A 21,432-nucleotide genomic window follows, 5' to 3' on the forward strand; every position below is an offset into this window, starting at 1 on the left:
TTATTCACCCGTCATCCCAGCGGACGCTGGGATCTGCTTGAGGATTGTGCCCAACTCGGAGCGATCCCAGCGTTCGTTGGGATGACGAGGGAGGCGCGCGGTCACATCGCCTATAACGATCAGCGCGGGGCTCTTGATTGCGTGGTCGCGCACCAGATCAGGCAGTCCTGCGAGCAATCCGCGCACAACCCACATTTCAGGGCGCGCGCCGTTTTCGATAACTGCGAGCGGCACGTCGGGCGCAAGGCCATCTGCCATCAGCTTTTCAGCGATCTGGGGCGCAGTTTTCACGCCCATGTAAATGACGAGCGTGCGGCCCTTTCCTGCAAGACCTGACCAATCCTGATCGGATAGACCTTTGCACTGACCAGCGACAAAGCTGACAATGCTGGAGGCGTCGCGATGGGTGAGCGCGATCTGGGCTGCCGCAGCGGCTCCATTCGCGGCTGATATGCCGGGGACGATTTCAACCGGAACGCCTGCTGCGCGCGCATCTTCTGCCTCTTCGCCGCCGCGTCCGAAAATCAGGGGGTCGCCGCCTTTAAGGCGAACGACATCACACCCTGCCTTGGCTTCGCGGATCAAGAGCGCGTTGATCTGATCTTGGGGAAGGGTGTGGCGCGCACGCTGTTTCGCGACCGAAATCAGTCGCGCATCAGGGCGAGCCATCGCGAGGATATCGCTGCTTACGAGGCCGTCGTGGACGACCACTTCCGCCCGTTCGATCAGCCGCGCAGCGCGCAGCGTCATAAGATCTGGATCGCCCGGACCTGCGCCAACAAGATAGATTGTGCCTGTTTCCATCGCTCCCAGATGGGCGAGAGCACCGCTGCGCGCCAGCGAGAATGGATTGGGAGGCTGTAAGGAAAGCTATTGTGTGAAAAGTCAGGCTTTGCCCGCGCTTATCAGCTCAACCAGCTGATCAAGCTGTTTGGAACTGCGCAAATGCAGATCGCGCTGCGGGAACGGAATTTCGACGTCGTTTTCTTTGAACAGTTTCCAGATGCGCATGTACACATCGGACCGGATATTCGCGAGCCCACCTTCAGGATCCTCAATCCAGAAGCGCACGTCGAAATTAACTGAGTTGTCGCCGAATTCCATCACGTTCACGCGCGGTTTCGGGACTTTCAAAACGCGAGGCGTATCATCGACAGCCTGGTAAAGCAGCTTTGTCACCAGCTCCAGATCGCTGTCATAGGACACGCCCACGGGCGCCTTCACCCGTACATCCTTGGAAGAGTACGACCAGTTGACCACCTGATTGATCATCAGGTTTTCATTGGGAATGAGGTGTTCCGTCTGATCGCGCGTGATGACAGAGATGGCACGAATGCCAATCTTGCGGATTTGGCCAACGGCCTCGTTTCCAGCCTGATCGGTGACTGAAATGACGTCTCCCGGCTTAATCGATTTATCGAGCAGGAGAATGATGCCGGAGATGAGATTACCGAAGGTTTTTTGAAGACCGAAACCAATCGCAAGGCCAAACGCACCACCTGCAAAGGCGAGCGCGGTGAGATCAATCCCCAGCATGTCCATGCCGATAAAGAATGCAATGCCCCAGATCGCGATGGTGCTGAGTTTTTCGGCGAGAACTTTCTGGCTGCCATCGAAGCGCGAGATCTTGCGGATCGCGGTGCGGCTGAGTCGGGTTACGAACCACGCAACCGTCACCACCAGCAGGATCACGCCGATAATCAGCAGTCCATCGAGCAGAGAAAAGCGGAAATTGCCGATCTCGAAAGCTGCTTCGTGAAGATATCTGAGCAGTGCGCCAGCAGTTTCGCTTTGCGCCTCAGCACCTTCGATCAGATTGTTCGAACCTTCGACGACTTCGACCGGTTCTTCTGGTGTCGGCTGAGTTTCTTCTGCTGGAGCCTCTGGTTCTTGTGCGCCCTCTGGATCAGTAGCTGTATCGGATTGTTCGCTGCCGTCAGCGGGCGTTGAGGTTTCATCCGTAGTCGGATCGGTTACTTCCGTCGCTGAATTGGGCGTTGTTGCGGTCATTAATGATCCAGTTTTTCCAATGCGTATCTAAGGTCTTCTATCAGATCGCCGGGATCTTCCAAGCCGATGGACAGCCGGATGGCGGCTTGCGGTTTGTCGTTATCAGTCAACGTGGGCGCACCCATGGTGGCGCGGTGCTGGTGCGGGAAGATTGGGAGGGCAAGGCTCTCATAGCCGCCCCAACTGTATCCGATCCCGAAAAGCGAGAGGTTGTCGACGACATGCGCGCTCGCTTCAGGATCATCGCTCGACAGGACAAAGCTGAAGAGACCGCACCCCCCGGTGAAATCACGGCTCCACAGCGCATGGCCAGCATCGCCGGGTAGCATGGGGCACATCACCCTCGCGATTTGCGGTTGTTCCTTGAGCCATGTCGCGATTTCGATCGCGCTCGCCGTTGATCGCTCTAGCCGCACCGCCATTGTCCTTAAGCCCCGTGCGGCAAGCGCTGCATCATCGGGAGAGACCACCTGACCCAATTCCTGAGAGGTTCTGCGCAGCGCGCGATACCAGCGCTCGCCTGCCGATACGCTGCCCATCATCAGGTCAGAATGGCCGCCCACATGCTTTGACAGGCTCTGCATCACGATATCGCAGCCGCGCTCCAGAGCAGGAAAACCGAGCGCGCTTGCCCACGTGTTGTCGATCAGGCTGACGGCCCCTGCCTCTTTGGCAATCGCGGAGAGCGCGGGAATGTCGCACACTTCCATCGTCAGGCTGCCGGGATTTTCAAGCCATACGGCGCGCGGGCAGGTGCTGGCGACCAAATCTCCGAAAGCAGCGATATCAAGCGGGTCGAAAAAGTGATGCGTGATGCCAAGCCGTTTCAGCAATCCCGTCGCCATCGCGCGCGAGGGATCGTAGGCGTTGTCTGTCACCAGCAAGGCGTCGCCGGGTTTGAGCACGGTTAGGAGCGCACCTGCAATCGCCGCGACACCGCTGGGATAAAGCACGGTACCGTGCGCTCCCGGTTCTATCTCGGTCAAAGCTTCAGCAAGGGACCACTGTGTCGGCGCCCCGCGTCGGCCATAGAAGAAATCGCCATCTGCGTTGGATTTGTTGGCAGCCTTTCGTTCGGCCTCGCTGGTGTAGAGATGCGTCGATGCTCGCCACACTGGCGTGTTTACGACACGGCCTGTCCATTCCTCGCGCCGCCCGGCATGGGTGATGCGGGTTTCGGGCTTTAGATCCTTGCCATCATCGCTCATTGTGGGCCTGCCGCCTTGGGAGTGGCGGGATCAGCGCTCCATTCAGACCAGCTGCCATCGTATAGCGCCGTGTCGGTTTTCCCAATCAACTCCAATGCAAATAGAAGGACGCTCGCAGTGACGCCGCTGCCGCAAGTCGTCGTGATGGGGCGCGAGGGGTCCACTCCGGCCTCTTCAAAGATCGTGCGCAGATCATGGGGCGATTTGAAAGTCCCATCCGCTTTAAACAGGGTGTTGAAAGGCACATTGAAGGACCCCGGAATGCGGCCGTTCTGCCCTCCATGAACCGGATCGATGCCATGTCCAAAGACCCGATCCGCGCTCCTTGCATCGACGACTTGCTCCGACTTGCTCTCAATATTGGCGAGCATATCGGCCTTGTAGCGCACCCGCGATGGCGCTTCGCCTGCGTCATGGCCTGCCGTTAGCGACGAAGCCTCGCCTTCCTCAACACCGCGGCCTTCCGCTCGCCATTTCGCCATTCCGCCATCGAGGATTGCGACGTTTTCGACGCCATGTGCTTTTAGGGCAAACCATGCACGCGCGGAGGTTTTGACTGCGCTATCATCGTAAAGGACAATTTCATTGCCGGTCGCGCCCAGCTCGGCAAGGCGCGCCTCGACTTGCGCCTTGTTTGGCAGAGCGGCGGGCACGTCGCAAGTCTTGTCGGTGAAACTCGCCAGATCAAGGAACTGCGCCCCGGGTATATGACCTGCTTCAAACTCGGCACGCGCATCGCGGCCTGCATTGGGCAAGTGCATGCTTGCATCAAGGATTTTGATATCCGAACTCTGAAGGGCGTCAGCCAGCCACTGCGTTGACACAAGAACCGGGAAAGTATCGCTCATTCGCGCTGGGTAGCCGCCGCCAAGGCGCGCGCCAAGGCCCCAATTGCTAGCCAGTAAAACGTCAGGCGGCCTGCGGTTTGGGTGTTTCAGCTTTCACTTCGCGCGCCAAGAGCCCGATTATGCCACCCGGCGGAGTATCAAGCGGGATGGGGTGAACTCTTCCCGTTGTGGCTGCGCTGGGCAGGCCGATCACAAAACTGCGCTGTCTCACATCAGCGTTTCCGACTTTCAAACCGACAAGAGCGAGCGGAATGAACAGGGGTTTTTGCGCCTGACGCATGGGGCGCACTTCTTTCAGTGGCAATTGCAATTGTGCTGTGATGGTTCGACATTGCTGTGGGCCAATGCGCTCAATTGTCTCCAGAGTTGGCAGGTCGGCTCCATTTGCCTGTGTGGGGGCCGCGCTCTGCGCGCACACCAACTGGCTTAACACCGAAATGTCACGAACCCCTCTATCGGATCGATTGTGCAGGGTGATGCGGCAATCGAGCGTGAACATCATCAAGGATCGGGTCGCATTGGTGATGTCGAGTTCAAGATCTATGCGGGGCGCGGCGTTCGCTGGAATGGACGGAGCGGCCTGTGGCCCAGATTCAGTGCTATTTGCGGGCGATAGAGGTGGAGCCATTGCTGCCTGATCTTGGATCGCCATTGCCGGGCGCCGCGTTTTGGAATTGTGAGACCGCATAAAGGCAAAGGCCCCAGCAAGCAGTGCAAGCGCCAGAAGGGCAGCAGCCCATATCCAGAGCGGCATGGGAACGGGTTCCGGCTCTGAAGCTGGCAAGGCAACATTGCCAACATCAATCGAAGGAGCGGGAGAGCTTGCGCCCTCTTGCGGCAAAACTGGCGATGTACCTTCGCTTTCCGACGTTAGCGGGCCGGGCGCTGCAACTTCCGCAGGCGCAGTGGGGGCGACAGTTTGCGGCCTTGTACCTTGGCTCGCGCCACTTTGCGACCTTTGCGCAGGCGGGCTGGCAGATGTGCTCGGCTCCGGCCTGGTGACAGGACTTGCCGGTGGCAGGGTGACGTCCAGCGTCTCATTCCCAGCGCCAGAAGGCGACGCACCATTTGATTGCGAAGGTGGAGGCGTTTGCGCTTCCTCGCTCGGCTGGGCAGGTTGCGAGGTTTGGTCAGGGATCGAACGCGGTGCAATCGGAACGCCAGATCGAACGTCGACCGGGCCTTGTGGTGCAGGGGTGGGCGTTGGTGTCGGTTCTGGCAGATTAAAGCTCTGCGCGTGTGCCCCTTGCGCGCCAATCGCGCCGGCAGCGAGTGCAAGCGAAACCGCTGCTGATCGCAGCATCGTACCTTTCGCGGCGGCAGAGATAGAAATTCGGTTCAAACGCATGGTCAGCAGGTGTTGTCGGCAAAGCCTATCGCAATATACATGAACAAATCGCCCGTTCGGCGGTGCGGATTGAACATCTGATCGCACCAGCGCGAGGCCTTATCGCAAATAGGCATGCGAGCGCGTTCGTCCAGTAAGCTGCTTGCGCAGCCGTGTCTTTCCCGGCAACAGCGCGGCATGGATACCACACAAGACAATGCCGGCGCTCCCGCCTTCCTCGGCAAGGATACGCCGCTGCCGCAATCACCCGAAGAGGCGCAGCTCGATTATGTGCCCAATCCGCGCGAGGGTGCGCTGTTTCTCGTGCGCTTTGCAGCGCCTGAATTCACCTCGCTGTGCCCTGTCACCAATCAGCCCGATTTTGCGCATCTGGTGATCGATTACGCGCCGGGCGAAACGATTGTGGAATCGAAAAGCCTGAAGCTGTTTCTGGGCAGTTTCCGCAATCACAACGGCTTTCACGAAGATGTGACGGTGGGCATTGGCCAGCGATTGTTTGACGAAATGAAACCCAAATGGCTGCGCATTGGCGGATATTGGTATCCGCGCGGCGGCATACCGATAGACGTGTTCTGGCAAAGCGGCGCGCCGCCTGAAGGTTTGTGGCTGCCCGATCAGGGCGTTGCGCCCTATCGCGGACGCGGGTGAACAGGTGACTTTGGGGGCGCTTAACTCGTTGCCGGTCTCAGCATACTGAATATGCGGCGCGGGTCATCGTGCATGACAAGTTGGCCGGATCGGTGAAACTCATTGTCGAGCTCAAAACCAAATCGATCGCAGAATTTTTGGTAGGCAGCGGTTGAAATGAACGTGCTGGTTTTACCGACGGCCACGGTCACCGGCACGTCGATTTCGCGGCACAGATCGCTGAAGTCCGATGCCTCCAGAACGACGCCCTCGCTTGGACCATCCACCTGCGATATGAAGGTGTATGTTGCGCAGCGCCGGATCAGATCGCGGATGTCGCTATTTGCGTAATACACTCTGTCCTTTGGGCTTTCACTGTAAAAATCATCGATAAAGGTGTCGAACTTGCCTTTGAGCGTGCCCGCGACAGTTGCCCGAACATAAATGCGAGCAAAGGCAGGCGCGAGCCGTGTGAGCTGCAAGGGGCGGCGAAATCCGGGCGCGACCTCTTTCAGATCTGACCATTTGGGAAACGGGATGGAGGGCGCTGCGAGAACTGCTTTCGAAACGCGCGCGCCGTGCTCTTGCAGGAAGCCCATAGCGAATGGTCCGCCGGCAGTTGCGCCCAGCACATTGCAGCGCGAAATCCCTTGCGCTTCGAGGAACGGGCCAAGGCGGCGCGCAAAATCGCGGACCATTTCCTGACGCGAATAATTGCCGGTCGTCTCGCCCATGTAGGGCCGCCAAGGGGCCAGAACCCGCAATCCCGCTTCGCGCGCGGCCGCATTTTGCTCATCGCTGAATAGCGCGCCTTCGAAGAACGGGTGGAAATAGATTACCGGAAAACCCGCGGGATCGCCGTGCTCTTCCCAAGCGATGCGCTGGCCGTCTTCTTCGCGAAAAACGCGGGCGCAGAAATGGCTGCGATCTTTCGCATCGTCATCCATCACCTGCAGTGAATGCGCAAAGCCGGTGTAGAGCATCAGCAATTCCTGTTGGGAATTGATCGCAAGTTTGCGGCACAGGATTTTAAGCTGATTGCGCGCGGTGCCAACGGATCGTCCGCGCTGTTCTGCAAAGCTTCGCACGGTTCCGCCAGAAACCAGATGCCGGGTCAAAGCGAGTTCAGCGTCAGTGAGAACCAGAGCCTCGCGGAACTTTTCGCCAGTGCGTTCGCGCCATTGGAATTGGATTGAAGAGAGGGCGACGCTTTTGCCTTTCTCGCTTGCCTGGATGGCAAACCAACGCCCGGTTTTATCCTCGGGGCGGGTGAACAAGCGCAGGAAGCCCGGTTCGCGACTGGAGAGGCAGTTTGCGACGCGCTTCTGATCATTATCCCGCTCAATCGGGTCCCAAATCCAATCGGGCGCCGTTTGGCCTTTGCGGAGGTCGCCCGATTTGAACAAGTCGCCATCGAAATCCAGCACACGGCAGTCTTTATCGAGGATCAATTGCGCCTCACCGCTCATGCCGGGGGAGGGTTCGAAGCCTGAAAAACTGTTGCCGACAATCGGGACAACCTCATCGATCAGGCGCCCCGCTTCTTCAAAATGCCATTGCGCTTTGGAAACGTCGGAAGATGGGCCATCGATCTGCGGTTCGGCGACTTCGAAAAGCGAGATCAGCCGTTCCGGGCGCGAGGTGATGCTGTAGGCTTCGCGGATGAGCCGATCGACCAGCGGTTCACCGCCATCATTCTGGGGAGCGTTTTGGCTCATTTCTGAGATGCTAGATCGATTAAAGGTTCAAGAAAGCAAAAAAGCGGCAGCGTGGTGCCACGCTGCCGCTGTTGCATTTTACGGGTCAATGCAACTCACTTAACGCAATATTTTCCCGAGGTTTTCAGCCCAGTAGGGCAAGAACCGCTGCGGATTTCGGCGTAATCGCCTTTATCGCCGACACAGTAATTGGCAGATGCCTTAAAGCCTGTCGGGCAAGATCCGATCTTGGTGATCGCGACCTGGCTCGATGAAACACAAGAGCTACCCGATTGCTTGAAGCCCTTGGGGCATGATCCGTCCTTGGCAACTTCATTTGATGATGATTGCGCCATAGCGGGTGCAACCAGAACTGGAGCCGTGCCAAGTGCAAGTGCAGCGGAGAAAATAGCCATTCGAATTCGCATAATTTGTGTTTCCTTTTGTGAAGAGGGAGGAGGCATCTGAAAAGACAGCGGCCGGCAAAGTGGGGGAAGCCTCTTTCCCGGCCGCTGTGAGTGTCGGGAATGCGGCATTCGATCCGCATCGATACTGCATTGCCCTGGGTCGCCTCGAAAAATGAGAGAGTTAGCTGCCCACCGGTCCGCGGCGGTAAGTCAAAGCGATGGCGCTTTCACCGGTGTCTCGGTTGTACCACTGGCAGTAAAAGTCAGTGCCCGATTTGTCGGTGTGAAGTGCTTCGAAGTTGAAAGTGGTGAAGGCACGGCCGCGTTTCGCCATGTACTTGTCGTACGCGGCTGAGCGAGATGAATTGCTGCCGCTCGCGGTAGGCTCATATCCGGTTGAGTTCCCGGTATGCAGCATAACTGCCTTGCCCTTATAGTTGCCGATCTTGGGGCCGAACGTGTTGTCCTGCTGCTCAGAGCCATCATACGACACGCACTGGATGCGATAACTGTACTTCTTGAACTTGTTCGCATCGAATTCGACGTAGAGAACATCGCCAATGCCAAGGCCTTCAAATACGCAGCCATTGGTGGGCGTGATCGGACGACGGTCAAGAAGGCCGCTGCGCTCTTCGGTGCTGATACCCTGCTGGAACGTGTAGTTGCCATCGCGCGCAACGAAAGCATTGCCAACGCCGATATTGGCGCATTTGGTTGCGTTCGCGTATTTGGCAGGCGTTGGGCCGGCAACGCCGGCATGACCGGGCGCACGCGCAGTGCAGGGCGAATTGGAATTGCTGCCGCGGTTCGCATTGCAACGCGATCCATTGGCAGATGGGCCAACGCCGCTTGCGCTGCCAACACTGCCGACGCGGCCAGTTGCCACCGCATCAACCGTGTTCACGACCTCTTCGGCTTCCTTCGCCTTCTTCTTTGCCTTTTTGACTTTCTTCTTGAGCTTGTCGAACGGGCCTGCCGCTTCGACTGTTTCAGCGCCGATGGCGCTGGTGGTGATTGTACCCGCGGCGAGAGCTGTCCCGGCCACGGCGATAAGCAATGATTTCATGGTTCAACGATCCTTCTGATTGATGCACTGCGCGACCAATCGCCGCACTGATGCAGTGACTGAAACAGGCAGCTAGAAACGATCGAGGATCGGGTGAATATACCATGTGGTACAAAGGGATGTTGCCTATGGTTACTGGCTTATGAACACTGTTCCAGCACTATTGGAAAACCGCCAAAAACGAGGGCACACAATAGTTTGGAAGTTTTTCAAGATTTGTATTGAGAGCCTTGCACATTTCATCGGCTGCTCGCGTTGCGCCCTCAACCACACCATAATCATCAAACACGATTAAGCCGCCACGCACCATGTGCGGCAGGAGCTTTTCCAAAGCGAATGCCGTCGGCTCATAGACGTCTAGGTCAAGGTGCAGAAGCGATATCCGCGTTTCAGGTTCCTCATCGAGAAACCGAGGAAGCGTCTTGAAAATGTCCCCTTCGACGAGCGTGACGTTGCCATAGCCCTTGCTGTCAAATAGCGCGGCAAGATCATCTTTGCTGATGCCCTGTCCGCCTGCATTTTCAAACTCATCGATGAATGCTGCATCGCTGCTTCCTTCGACGGCGTCGCGCGGAAATGCACCGAAGGCATCAAAGCCGATGATAGACCGCGAATGGCTCGATTCCAGCGTCTCGCGAAAAGCGGCAAACCGCATGAGTGATGCGCCCTTGTAGACGCCCGCCTCAACCAAGCTGCCGGGGAGATGGCTCACCCGGCGATAGAGCTCATAATGCGCCAGCAGCTTGGCCATGCGTGCTGGATGGCTCTGCAAGTAGAACGCATTTTCTGTTTCGTAAGGATCAATAGTGGGATCGATCTGGTAATTCGGCACGGGGATTTCCGATCATGCGAAAAGAGGGCATGAATTGAGATAGCCGGTCGGCACGCATCTGCATTGCGCACAAAGGCCTAGGCACATTCCCTAGGGTTTGACCCTAGGGCGCATGGTTAATGAATGGCAAAACCCCTGCTCGTACGCCGTAGGCCAAGAGACATCGCAGCCCTCGATGTCATGCAACTCTCGGTTTTGGATACGACATGCGGATCCTGTTCTACCTTCCCGTGGTGACGCCTTGGTGGTTTCAATCCATCATTGTGCCGCTGATCGCGAAGCTTGCGGGCGCGCATGAGGTGCATGTGCTCGCGCCGGTTCCCTGGAAAGGAACGGGTTTGGGTCCGGATGAGATCGAACACTGCGCGCACCTGCCCGACATTCACTGGCACATCGTCAATGATGAAAGCCATCCGTCGATGCGGACAGACGCGACCGCGCGCGAGGCGATCATTGATTTCGTCCAATCGATCGCGCCCGATTATGTCTTCTGCCGATCAGCCGATCTGGAAACGGTGCAATCGTTTCCCGGCAAATTACGCCATATCACCGAAGGCGTGGCCGACCCATTGCCTCTTGCCAAAGGGAGCATCCACTTTACGCAGGCGCCATTCGATCATGGATTGTTGCCTGAGCTTGACCGGCTCGAGATCGAAAAGCTGCACCGGATGATTGAGCCGTATTGGCCAGCCATTGTGCATTCGGCGCAGTTGGAGGACGCCCAGCGTCAATACTTCTGCGAATGGGCCGATCTACCTGAGGGCCGCAAAATCATCGTCCTTCCGCTCGAATACGAGCATGAAGAAAATTTCTTCACGATCCACAGGGTCGGCAAGACCCCTAATGCCCGTTTGGTCGAGGAGGTGCTCAATCAGATCGATGATCGCTTTTGCCTCGTTCTGGCGAACCATCCGCTCAATGAATTGCACGTCGATAACAGCGCACTTGAAGCCGTGGTCGCTGCCAATCCTAAAAAAGCGCGTCTGCTGCGATGCGAAAACCCGATCGACCGGCATACGACGCGGCACATCTTGCGCGAGGCAGATGGCGTCATGCTTGGCGATTCAAAGGTGTTCTCGATAGCGGGTTTCTTCGGGACGCCAGTTCTGCGGCGAACGCGCTTTAAGAGCGGCAACTGGTTGAATGCTTACGGTGATATGGCCTCGTTTCTTGAGTCGGTGGCTGGAGGCACTGCGAAAGCCCCCGATCAAGACGCGGCCAAGACGTGGTTCGCCTTTCATGTGGCCAACAACCTCTTCTGCACTGCTGCAGCTGAAATGGACGGCGAGGACTTGCTGGATCGCTTTGATAATCCGGTGAACCCGGCGCGGTGGGAGCGTAATTTTGCGCATTTTGTGCGCGATTGGCGAATGGCGGCGCCGGCATGAACGCGTTGACCGCCTTTTCTCATTTGCCAGATACCAGAGCCGCTGATTGGTTTTTTGAAGTGATTGAGCGAGAGCGCGATGCGCTCACCGTGTTTCTCGACGGTGAGCATACAGGCTTGTCGGGCATTATCGCTTTGCTCGCTGCACAGACTCGGCCGATCATCTTCACCGGGATCGGCAAGTCAGGGCATATCTGCGCAAAGCTGGCCGCGACCTTCTCCAGCCTTGGCACGGCTGCGGTATTTCTCAATGCGGCAGAGGCCGTGCACGGCGATCTTGGCGCAGTGGAGCCACAAAGCGTCGTGATTGTGCTCTCAAACAGCGGTTCAACCGAGGAGATCATGCGCATTCTGCCGCTGATAAAGGCGCGCGGCTGCACCACAATCGGCATTGTCGGTCGCGCAGGATCGCCGCTGGCGCGGGCGGTCGATCACCTCATCCTAGCGCAGATTGATCGGGAGGCGGACCATATCGGGATGGCTCCTACTTCAAGCACGACACTGCATCTTGCGATTGGCGATGCGCTTGCCGTCGCGGTCAGCCGGATGCGCGGGTTTACGCGGGAGAATTTCCTGCAGCACCATCCTGCAGGGCTTTTGGGTCGCCGGATGATCCCGGTCGCTGCGCTGATGCGGCAGGGGGACGATCTGCCCATAGTTGAGCCTGCAACCGACCTCCTCGATTTGCTCGCGGTAATGTCAGCAAAACGCATGGGGGCAGCCTGCGTTGTCGATGAAGTGGGCATCCTGCTTGGGCTGGTGGTGGACGGCGATATTCGCCGCCATTTGCAAGCCGGGCCAAAAGTTGCGGGCGTCAATGCGGGAATGCTGATGCAAACCGACCCGCAAACGATCCGCCCGCAGGCGACCTTGGGCGATGTGTTGGTGATGCGGCAGGGCGCTTCTGCCCAATGGCTGGTGCTGCCTGTCATCGATGAGGCGCACCGGCTGCAAGGCATGCTCCATATCAACGATCTGAAGGGTTGAGGGTGTGAAGGTCGTCGCTTTCATCCCGGCCAAAGGCACTAGCGAGCGTGTTCCGATGAAGAACCGCGCGATCCTTGACGGTGAATACCTCTTCAAGCGCAAGCTGCGTCAGGCCTTGGATTGCGAGGCGGTCACCGAGGTGTGCCTTGATACGGATTGCGATGAACTGGCTGAATTGGCGAGCGATCTACCATTCACGCGCCTGAAACGCCCCGACGCGCTGGCAAGCAATGCTGCCGATGGACATGCCATGTTTGAATGGGAATGCAGCCAGCGCCCCGATGCCGATCTCTGGGTTCAAGTGCTGTGCACCGCGCCCTTTGTATCTGCCGATACCATGGCGCGCGCGATCGAAGCGCTTCTCGCAGACGCTGACGCCGATAGCCTGGTCGGAATTAGTCGAGCAAAGCAGTATTGCTGGGATAGTCACAAGCCGGCCTATGGCGAAGGCCGCATCCCCAACAGCATCGATCTGCCAGAAACCGTCATCGAAGCGATGAGCCTCTACATCGTGCGCCGTCCTGCCGATGGCTCGCTCCCGACCCGGCGGTTTGGTAAGCGCCCGGTGCTTTTTGATCTCGATCTCGTCGAGCAGGTCGATATCAACACGCAGGCGGATTTGGCTTTTGCTGAAACGATTGCGGCGGGACTTCGCGCGAAAGAGGCAAACAGGTTTCGCGCGATGCGTTCTCACCTCTCCTCGGCCATCCTTGCAGACATATGCAAAGAGCGCGGGATCAAGGCTGTCCTACCGCGCGATATCCGCCCAACCACGGGAGGGAAGATACTGGGAAGGGCTAAAACTCTTGAACTCGCGGCCCTTGGCCCAAACGCCCCTGAAACCGAGTGGGAGGGCATCTACGGAGCTCTTCAATCCTACCACTTCATCCGTCAAGGCGATGTCATCATGGTCGCCAATGGGGTACCAGAAAGCGCCTACTTCGGTGATCTCAATGCCAATCTCGCCATCCGATCAGGCGCGGTGGGTGCCGTGATTGACGGCGTGACGCGCGACACCGCTGATGCTCGCGCGCTCGGGTTTCCCGTCTATGCCCATGCCAGCCATTGCAACGACATCAAGTTCGAAGGGACCCTTCGCGCCATGAACCGGCCCATTTCGATGGGAGGGGTGCCGATTGCGAATGATGATGTGGTCTTCGCCGATGAGGATGGCGTCGTGGTTATCCCCAGCGCGCTTTGGCCAGAAATCGAGGCTGCAGCATGGGATGTCATCGAAAAGGAGACCCGCATCCGCGTGAGCGCCGCGCGGGGAGATGATGTGGGCGATATTCTCTCACAATTCGGCGCGTTTTGAAGAGGCCTTGCGATGAAGACGATATCTGTAGGCTCGCTCGCAATCGCTAACGACAGGCCGTTCACCCTTATCGCCGGGCCTTGCGCGATGGAGAGCCGCGAACATGCTCTCGAAATGGCGCATGCGCTTACGGAGATTTGCGGCGAACTTGGCCTTGGGCTGATCTACAAATCGTCCTTCGACAAAGGCAATCGAACCTCCATCAATTCAGCGCGCGGCATTGGTCTTTCCAAAGCGCTCGACGTTTTTGCTGAGATACGCGAGACATTCGGTTGCCCGGTCATCACCGATGTGCACGAAGCGCAGCAATGCGCGCCCGTCGCCGAGGCTGTCGATGTGCTTCAGATACCCGCCTTTCTTTGCCGCCAAACCGATCTCCTCCTCGCTGCGGGCGCTAGCGGACGAGCGATCAATGTGAAAAAGGGCCAGTTCCTCGCCCCTTGGGATATGCGCAATGTCGCTGCCAAAATCGCGAGCACCGGGAATGAGAACATCCTGCTGTGTGAGCGCGGGACGAGCTTTGGCTACAACACGCTCGTCAACGATATGCGCGCGCTGCCGATTTTGGCTGAGACTGGCTATCCTGTCGTGTTTGACGCAACGCATTCGGTCCAGCAGCCCGGTGGGCAGGGGGATAGGTCAGGCGGTCAGCGTGAATTTGTGCCCGTTCTGGCTCGCGCGGCGATAGCGGTGGGTGTGGCGGCGGTCTTTATTGAGACGCATCAAGACCCCGACAACGCGCCCAGCGACGGGCCGAACATGGTGCCGATCAAACAGATGCGGAGCCTGCTCCAATCGCTTCAGCGGTTCGATCAGGTCGCAAAGGCCAAGGAAATTCAAGCAAGTATGGCGGCGATCTGATCCCACTTTTCAGGTGAGCCAGCGAGAAGCAATCCTTCACCAGATATGTCTCCAACTCGGTAAGGGCTGCCGTCCAGTCGGCCTGCTTTTCCGCCTGCCTCCTCGAGTATCAGGATACCGGCCGCATGATCCCACACGAGCGTGCGCCAATACATCGCAAAATCATGAACCCCGCTTGCAAGCAGCGGATATTCTGCTCCGGCACAGCGCCTTGTCGGGTGCACTTGGCTGACCTTTTGAGCCAACCTCTCCATGCGAGGCTCCATCGCCAGCCGGCGCTGAAAATTGCTGACGATCCCGGTGAATGTCTGCGGCCTGGTTCTCCCTTCGCCGGGATTTATTCTGTACCCATCCTGCCACGCGCCATGTCCGCGCTCTGCTGTAATCATGGCGCGGCTTGCGGGATTCAGGATGCACGAGGCGATGATCTCGCCCTCGCAGACATAGGCTGCCATCATGGCAAAAGGTTCTCTCCCGGCGGCGAAGTTGCCGGTCCCGTCAATCGGATCGACGATCCAGACTTCGCCCTTGTCGATGCCATTCAACAAGGAAGGATCGCGCGCGCAGGCTTCTTCGCCGACAACGCGCGCACTGGGGCAAAGCGAGGCGAGGCCTGATGCGATCATCTCTTCGGCCTCAAAGTCGGCGATGGTGACGAGATCGCCGGGTGACTTCTCTCTCACGTCGCCTTCCACCAGATTGCGGAACCGCGGCATCACCACTTTTTCGGCCGCCTTGAGCAGAACATTGGCTATGGACGATGCCAATGATGGCAGTTCGGCTTTGGAATTGGGGCTTTTCTGGAGGAACAAGGGCTGTCCGTTTCTGCTGTAGAACTTTGCGCCTTTGACTTTCTACGCGACGGATCACCCAAATCGCGTAATTCTCGCCTCTGCAATTTCCCTTACAGATGGCCTCTTCGCATCAACGCAGACCGCTTGACCGCAAGCCAGCGTGCCACGTAAATCCTCCGCGCAATGACGCTGAAAATCAAAACCATAGGGCCGATTACGACGATCCATGATGGGGCGGAATTGCCGCTCCCTGCATCGCGCAAGTCGCGCGCGCTTCTGGCCTATCTGCTTTTGAATGAGGGGCCGCATTCGCGTGAAGCCTTGTGTGAGCTTTTATGGGACGTCCCCGATGATCCACGCGGCGCGCTTCGCTGGTCGCTTTCTAAGCTGCGCCCCATCCTTAATTGCGATGGCGTTGAACGTATTGGCTCTGATCGCCAGCAAGTCTGGTGTGAGAAGAGCGATATTCGGATCGATCAAGATGATTGGCGCGATCCATCGGGGTGGACCGGCAAAAGCGAGGATGAAGTTGAGGCCCTCTGGGACGAAGGCGCGACCGCTCTGCTGATGGATTGCGACGTTCCCAATCAGTCGAGCTATGCTGCTTGGATTGCGGGGCAGAGGGCGGCTTTCGAAAAATCACGCGCAGCCATCGCTGAGGCTCAGGCTCTTAGACAAGATATGCCGGCAACCGCCCGCGATGCATGGGCGCAAAGATGGCTTCAACTGGCCCCGTTTATTGACGATGCAGCAAAAAACGCGGTCGCAGCTCGGCATGCGATCGCAGGAATTGGAGCTGCCAAAGAGCTAGCAGAGAAACTGGAGCGCTCTTATTCGGAAGCCGAGCTGCCAGTGCCAGATTTCTTTGCGGAAGATGCAAACGAAATCGCATCAGACGCGCTTGCTCAGCCAATAGCCGATCCGACACCTACCGAGCCTCCGCTGCCCGATCAGGACATTCGCTTCGTCCAAACGCACGACAATATCAGTATTGCGTGGGCAAGCGTCGGTGATCCTGCCAGTCCGCCGCTCGTGAAGGCTGCCAATTGGCTCAATCATCTCGAACTTGACTGGGAAGCGCCGATCTGGAGCCCCCTGTTCCGCGATCTTGCGAGTGCCTTTCACCTGATCCGCTATGATGAGCGCGGTTGCGGCCTTTCGGATTGGGATTGTCATGAGCTTACTTTTGAAAGCTTTGTGACTGATCTTGAACAGGTTGTCGAAGCTGCTGGCCTTGATCGTTTCCCCTTGCTCGGCATCAGCCAGGGCGCAGCTGTATCCATCGAATACGCCGCGCGTCATCCGGACAAGGTGTCGCATCTCGTGCTGTTTGGTGCTTACGATTGCGGGTGGCGGCACGTCGCGAGCGAAGAGGAAACGCGCGAACGTGAAGCGGTTATGGTGCTCACCGAAACAGGGTGGGGATCGGACAATCCAGCCTATCGCCACCTGTTCTCGCGCACATTCATGCCCGATGCTGAACCGAGCGAGCTTGATTGGTTTGACGAATTTCAACGTCAAACCACCTCCAGCGCCAATGCGGTGCGATTTCTCGAAGCGTTTTCGACCATCGATGTGAGCGACAGGCTTGCCGAAGTTCAATGCCCCACTCTGGTGGTTCACTCGCGCGATGATCAGCGCATCCCGCTCGCCACGGGGCGCAAGCTGGCCACCCGCATACCCGGCGCGCGCTTTGCCGGTATCGAAAGCCGCAATCACCTGCTGCTTGGACGCGAGGCGGCATCAAGTGAATTTCTACGGCTGGTGCGCGATTTCCTGAAAGAGGGATGAGGCAAGGGGCGCATATTCCGCCCATCAGCGCTAAAACTTGCGCAAAAACATGAAATTACCACGGTAGCGCCGACAATTACCACGCTCGTTCAAACGGTGGCTCACACGGTAGCTTGATACGTGTTCTTCCTGAGACGAGGCGTCCTGCCGGTGAGGCGTGGCCTTTGTGAGCATGCCAAACGCATGGGTCGCGCCTCATTGCCTTACCCACCGAACCGTCAGCGGTGTCTCGTCTCACGTTTGATGAAAACGATCAGGACAGGACGCAATTCACATGAACAAGATCACCATGCTTTCGACGGCAGCCATTGCCGCGACTTTCGCCGCGCACGCATTACAGCCCACACCAGTCAAGGCTGAAGATTGCGTACTTGATTTAGATGACAACGATACCGCGGAAAATACGCTTTCGGCACCAGCTCGACGGCTGTCGGCAAGACAGAATTTGTACGTGGTGGAAGGGCGACTACGATTGGTGCCAATGCGACAACCACTGCAGAAGATCAGGTTGCGCTTGGCGGGGCTGGTTCGTCGGTGCGGATTGGCGACATTGATGCCTCTACAGCTGCACAGCAAGGACCCGTCGATTTTGTCACAATTGACGAGAACGGAACTCTCGGACGCCAGCAAGCAGCAACCGCTGCCTCGGTTGCGAACGTGCGCACGTCGGTGAATGCGCTCGCCATGGTGTCCGATGCGCAGTTCGGGGCGCTGGAGACCCGTGTGGGCACTCTCGAAACCCGAATAAATGGCGCGTTTGACCTTGCCAATACTATCGACCGCGATGCCAAACGCGGGATTGCCGCTGTGGCAGCACAAGCCAATCCGCATTTCCCCAGCGCTGCCGGCAAAACCAGTTACGCCAGCAATGTCGCGGCCTATCGCGGTGAAGTGGGTATTTCTGCAGGGCTCATGCACCGTCTTCAAGGCGATGTTGCAATCACGGCTGGCGTGACCTTTGCGGGCGGCAATTCGACCGCTGTGCGCGCTGGCATCGCAGGCGAGTTTTAAACCAGGCGACCCAACTCGGGAGCCGGCGTCGCTTTTGGCGCCGGCTCCTCTTTTTTCTGGCCCCTTGCCGGATCGCCAATTGAATCCCGGACAGCATGACCCTTGATTTGCGCTCCAATACCCGCGACTGACCTCGCAGGAGTTCATGCACCGCAGCCGCCTTCCGAAGGCGATATGCGAATGCGCAATAGGAGAGATTTCTCGATGACAAATATCAAACAGCTTGTGCTTGGTCTGATGATCGGCACCTGCGCTGCTATCCCCGCTAACGCCAAAGAGGGGATGTTCACGCCTGATCAGCTTCAGGAGATCAGCGGCCAATTGGAAGAGGCAGGCCTTGAACTTGATCCAGCGCAGCTTGCCGACCTGACGGGTTTTCCCATGGGGGCGGTCGTATCGCTGGGCAATTGTTCGGCAAGCTTCGTGTCGCCCAAAGGGCTGACGGTCACCAATCACCACTGCGCGCGCGGATCGATCCAGTTCAATTCCACGGCTGAAAACAATTATCTTGTCGATGGCTTTTTGGCTGCGACTAAGGGTGATGAATTGCCTGCCGCTCCGGGTTCGCGCATTTATGTGACGACCGAAGTGACCGACGTGACTGACAGGGTTCGCGCGGACACCGCCGATCTTGAGCCGCTTGATCGCTATGAAACGGTTGAGCAGCGCCGCAAGGATATCACTGCTGAATGCGAGCAAGAGGCAGGGTATCGCTGCCTGGTCGCGAGCTTTTATGGCGGCGCGCAATACAAGCTGATCAAGCGATTGGAAGTTCGCGATGTTCGGCTCGTTTATGCGCCGGGGGATGCGATCGGCAAATATGGCGGCGATATCGATAACTGGCAGTGGCCGCGCCACACGGGCGACTTCGCCTTTTACCGCGCCTATGTCGCGCCCGATGGATCGGCCGCGGATTTTGACGAAGCCAATGTTCCTTATGAGCCAGAGCATCACCTGAAAGTGAGCGCGGCGGGGCTTGATGATGGCGATTTCGTGATGGCTGCGGGCTATCCGGGATCAACCAGTCGCTACACGTTGCTGGCCGAGGTCGAGAACACGTTCAACTGGACTTATCCGACGTTTCAGGGCCTTTTGACAAGCTGGATTGCAACAATCGAGAATGCTGCACCCGAAGGTTCTGATGCGCGTGTAAAGTATGAAAGCCGTCTTGCAGGTCTCAACAACTTTGAGAAAAATCTGCGCGGCCAGATCGAAGGCGCTCGCCGCGTAGGGCTGGTTGATCGCCGCCGCGCGCGTGAGGCTGCGCTAGCTGAATGGATTGCCGCAGACGCATCGCGCGCTGAGTATGGAGCCTCGATTGCTGCCCTCGGCGATCTTTCACAGGAAAGCGCTACCGCATCGCGCACCAATTTCTGGTATAATAACGCGACGCGCCCGCAGCTTTTGTCGGCAGCGCAGCGGCTCTATCGCCTCGCCAAGGAACGCGAACTGCCCGATGCAGAGCGCGAATCCGGTTATCAGGAACGCGACATGACGTTCTTCCGACAAGGGCTTCAGGCGCTTGATCGGCGTTACGATGCTGCCGTTGATAAGGCGGAATGGATACTGTTCCTATCGGGCTATCTTGATCAGCCTGCAGAAGAGCGCGTGGCTGTGTTCGATGATGCTTTGGGCCTGACAGCGGACACGACTGCCGCGGACCTGCCAGACTTGCTCGAGCCATTCTATGCCGAAACAACGCTTGGCGATGGTGATACGCGGCTTGCGCTGATGGATGCGTCGGCAGCGGACATGGAAGCGAGCGAAGATCCCTTCGTGAAGCTGGCCGTCGCGCTTCATGAATATGAGCGGAGCCTTGAGGATGCCTCGAAAGAGCGTTCGGGCCGCTCGCTCGCGCTTCGTCCGGATTATATGGAGGCCATCACCGGCTGGCAGCGCGAAGAAGGCCTGCTGACATATCCTGATGCCAACAGCACCTTGCGGATCACATTCGGCAATGTGATGGGGGGCTCGCCATTCGATGGGATGGCCTATCTGCCATTCACCACGCTGGAAGGCATCACGCAAAAGGACACCGGCGAAGACCCATTCAATTCACCGCAGAGCCAATTGGACCTGATTGAGGCGGGCGATTACGGATTGTACAAGCTGGAGACCATCGGCTCGGTCCCCGTCAATTTCCTATCTGATCTCGATGTGACAGGCGGCAATAGCGGTTCGGCTACACTCAATGCGAATGGCGAATTGGTGGGCCTGCTGTTCGATGGCACTTTTGAAAGCGTCAATTCGGACTGGGATTTTGATCCGCGGACCACGCGCAGCATCCATGTCGATTCCCGCTACATGCTGTGGGTGATGGAAAAGGTCGATGGCGCAGGCGCGCTGATCGAGGAAATGGACGTGGTGCGTTAGGGCCCACGCGCTTGCATTCGAACCCGGACGAAGACCGGGTTCGGACCAGCATAGAGGATGAGAGAAGACGAACTCACCGAGTTCGCAAGGCCGACCGGCCGCGCGCAGGTGTCCGGACCCCAGCGAAGCCCGGGTTCGGAACAGTATCGAGGATGAGAGAAATGGTGCCGGCTGCAGGAGTCGAACCCGCGGCCTGATGATTACAAATCAACTGCTCTACCAACTGAGCTAAGCCGGCCCATTTACGCTTGCGATTCATTGATAATCGCACAGCGAAGCGCGCCTAGCCGCAAAGGGTATCGCCTGTCCAGATGGCAATTTCGCTTTGGGCCTTGTTCTTTGCCGAATGCGCCATGCATTTCGTCGAAAGCAGGCATTATTGCGCAAATTTGGCCTTGTCTGAGAGCGTGCCAAGATACATCTTATGACAAGACGAAGGGGCTAATTGGTGGATCACAATCAACACATTGACGAAGTGTTCGAAGCGAACAGCAAATCGGTGCTGGTTGCGTATTTGCTGTGGTTCTTCTTCGGCTTGTTGAGCGTCCACCGCTTTTATGCGGGCAAAACTAAATCGGGCGTAGTGCGGCTGGCCATGCTGTTTTCCGTGATCGGTATCCCGATCCTCGCTCTGCTTTGGATTGTCGATCTGTTTCTGATCCCCTCAATGATCGGCGAGCAGAATCTCAAGACTATCAATCTCATCAACGCAGGCGCAGCGGCCAATCCACCCGCTTTGCCGCAAGATGATGAGCCTGCGTCCGAGCCGGTGGAATTGGACAGCAAGCGCAAGGCAATGCTCGAAGATTTGCGCAAAACGGGATACCGCAAAGAACGGCGTGACGATTTTTCCGAACTCTACCGATAGGA

19 protein-coding genes and 1 tRNA gene are annotated in these 21,432 nt (G+C 57.6%); 9 read left to right on the forward strand and 11 right to left on the reverse strand.

Annotated features, from left to right (window positions below; all coding sequences use genetic code 11):
* From cobA to AUC45_RS14360, 5 genes are all read right to left on the reverse strand, one after another.
* Positions 1-804 (reverse strand): uroporphyrinogen-III C-methyltransferase, encoded by an 804-nt coding sequence (gene cobA / locus AUC45_RS14340; RefSeq protein WP_082701202.1) that lies wholly within the window; start codon positions 802-804, stop codon positions 1-3.
* A gap of 81 nt (positions 805-885) precedes the next feature.
* Positions 886-2,010 carry a mechanosensitive ion channel family protein gene (locus AUC45_RS14345; protein ID WP_067604151.1) on the reverse strand — a complete coding sequence of 375 codons (1,125 nt, stop codon included), beginning with the start codon at positions 2,008-2,010 and terminating at the stop codon, positions 886-888.
* Positions 2,010-3,218: a cystathionine beta-lyase gene (metC, locus tag AUC45_RS14350; RefSeq protein WP_067604153.1), complete on the reverse strand. Its 1,209-nt coding sequence runs from the start codon at positions 3,216-3,218 to the stop codon at positions 2,010-2,012. The genes AUC45_RS14345 and metC overlap by 1 nt, the downstream gene beginning before the upstream one ends.
* A complete protein-coding gene (locus tag AUC45_RS14355; RefSeq protein WP_067604155.1) occupies positions 3,215-4,066 on the reverse strand; it encodes a sulfurtransferase in 852 nt (283 codons plus the stop codon). The genes metC and AUC45_RS14355 overlap by 4 nt, the downstream gene beginning before the upstream one ends.
* Positions 4,067-4,127: 61 nt before the next feature.
* Entirely contained in the window at positions 4,128-5,369 is a 1,242-nt protein-coding gene (locus tag AUC45_RS14360; RefSeq protein WP_156423895.1) for a hypothetical protein, read from the reverse strand.
* Positions 5,370-5,591: 222 nt separating this feature from the next.
* Between AUC45_RS14360 and queF the strand changes: the two genes are divergently transcribed.
* Positions 5,592-6,062 (forward strand): preQ(1) synthase, encoded by a 471-nt coding sequence (gene queF, locus AUC45_RS14365; protein WP_067604160.1) that lies wholly within the window; start codon positions 5,592-5,594, stop codon positions 6,060-6,062.
* 20 nt (positions 6,063-6,082) lie between these two features.
* Here the strand turns inward: queF and AUC45_RS14370 are convergent, their stop codons facing one another.
* The 4 genes from AUC45_RS14370 to AUC45_RS14385 all read right to left on the reverse strand — a co-directional run bounded on the left by AUC45_RS14370 (position 6,083) and on the right by AUC45_RS14385 (position 10,043).
* The gene (locus tag AUC45_RS14370) at positions 6,083-7,759 is read right to left on the reverse strand and encodes a hypothetical protein (protein ID WP_067604162.1); all 1,677 of its coding nucleotides are present in this window, start codon (positions 7,757-7,759) and stop codon (positions 6,083-6,085) included.
* A 95-nt stretch (positions 7,760-7,854) separates the two neighbouring features.
* Positions 7,855-8,154 carry a hypothetical protein gene (locus AUC45_RS14375; protein ID WP_233998878.1) on the reverse strand — a complete coding sequence of 100 codons (300 nt, stop codon included), beginning with the start codon at positions 8,152-8,154 and terminating at the stop codon, positions 7,855-7,857.
* A gap of 172 nt (positions 8,155-8,326) precedes the next feature.
* Positions 8,327-9,211, reverse strand: coding sequence for a hypothetical protein (locus AUC45_RS14380; RefSeq protein WP_067604164.1), 885 nt, complete (start codon positions 9,209-9,211; stop codon positions 8,327-8,329).
* A 160-nt stretch (positions 9,212-9,371) separates the two neighbouring features.
* Positions 9,372-10,043 (reverse strand): TylF/MycF/NovP-related O-methyltransferase, encoded by a 672-nt coding sequence (locus tag AUC45_RS14385; RefSeq protein WP_067604166.1) that lies wholly within the window; start codon positions 10,041-10,043, stop codon positions 9,372-9,374.
* Positions 10,044-10,249: 206 nt separating this feature from the next.
* Here AUC45_RS14385 and AUC45_RS14390 point away from each other — a divergent pair, with 206 nt between their 5' ends.
* The 4 genes from AUC45_RS14390 to kdsA are packed head-to-tail and all read left to right on the forward strand — an operon-like array spanning position 10,250 to position 14,593.
* Complete coding sequence (locus tag AUC45_RS14390; RefSeq protein WP_067604168.1) at positions 10,250-11,431, forward strand: hypothetical protein; 1,182 nt, start codon at positions 10,250-10,252, stop codon at positions 11,429-11,431.
* Entirely contained in the window at positions 11,428-12,417 is a 990-nt protein-coding gene (locus tag AUC45_RS14395) for an SIS domain-containing protein (RefSeq protein ID WP_082701221.1), read from the forward strand. Before AUC45_RS14390 ends, AUC45_RS14395 begins: the two co-directional genes overlap by 4 nt.
* Positions 12,418-12,421: 4 nt before the next feature.
* Positions 12,422-13,732, forward strand: coding sequence for a cytidylyltransferase domain-containing protein (locus AUC45_RS14400; RefSeq protein ID WP_067604171.1), 1,311 nt, complete (start codon positions 12,422-12,424; stop codon positions 13,730-13,732).
* A 12-nt stretch (positions 13,733-13,744) separates the two neighbouring features.
* The gene (gene kdsA, locus AUC45_RS14405) at positions 13,745-14,593 is read left to right on the forward strand and encodes a 3-deoxy-8-phosphooctulonate synthase (protein ID WP_067604173.1); all 849 of its coding nucleotides are present in this window, start codon (positions 13,745-13,747) and stop codon (positions 14,591-14,593) included.
* On the opposite strand, the gene AUC45_RS14410 is transcribed toward kdsA, so the two are convergent.
* Positions 14,569-15,405 carry an inositol monophosphatase family protein gene (locus tag AUC45_RS14410; RefSeq protein ID WP_082701203.1) on the reverse strand — a complete coding sequence of 279 codons (837 nt, stop codon included), beginning with the start codon at positions 15,403-15,405 and terminating at the stop codon, positions 14,569-14,571. The two genes, kdsA and AUC45_RS14410, sit on opposite strands and share 25 nt — an antisense overlap.
* Before the next feature lie 165 nt (positions 15,406-15,570).
* On the opposite strand from AUC45_RS14410, the gene AUC45_RS14415 reads away from it, so the two are divergent.
* The 3 genes from AUC45_RS14415 (at position 15,571) to AUC45_RS14425 (ending at position 20,562) form a co-directional block, all read left to right on the forward strand.
* Positions 15,571-17,178, forward strand: coding sequence for an alpha/beta fold hydrolase (locus tag AUC45_RS14415; RefSeq protein WP_067604175.1), 1,608 nt, complete (start codon positions 15,571-15,573; stop codon positions 17,176-17,178).
* A gap of 534 nt (positions 17,179-17,712) precedes the next feature.
* Positions 17,713-18,189: a YadA C-terminal domain-containing protein gene (locus tag AUC45_RS14420; RefSeq protein WP_067604177.1), complete on the forward strand. Its 477-nt coding sequence runs from the start codon at positions 17,713-17,715 to the stop codon at positions 18,187-18,189.
* A 204-nt stretch (positions 18,190-18,393) separates the two neighbouring features.
* Positions 18,394-20,562, forward strand: a complete 2,169-nt coding sequence (locus AUC45_RS14425; protein ID WP_067604181.1) for a S46 family peptidase — start codon at positions 18,394-18,396, stop codon at positions 20,560-20,562.
* Between the two features lie 162 nt (positions 20,563-20,724).
* On the opposite strand, the gene AUC45_RS14430 is transcribed toward AUC45_RS14425, so the two are convergent.
* Positions 20,725-20,800: transfer RNA gene (locus AUC45_RS14430), tRNA-Thr, on the reverse strand.
* A 210-nt stretch (positions 20,801-21,010) separates the two neighbouring features.
* Between AUC45_RS14430 and AUC45_RS15635 the strand changes: the two genes are divergently transcribed.
* Positions 21,011-21,430 (forward strand): TM2 domain-containing protein, encoded by a 420-nt coding sequence (locus AUC45_RS15635; RefSeq protein ID WP_082701204.1) that lies wholly within the window; start codon positions 21,011-21,013, stop codon positions 21,428-21,430.
* Positions 21,431-21,432 lie beyond the last annotated feature (2 nt).

It is taken from the genome of Erythrobacter sp. YT30 (assembly GCF_001542875.1).
Taxonomy (GTDB): domain Bacteria; phylum Pseudomonadota; class Alphaproteobacteria; order Sphingomonadales; family Sphingomonadaceae; genus Erythrobacter.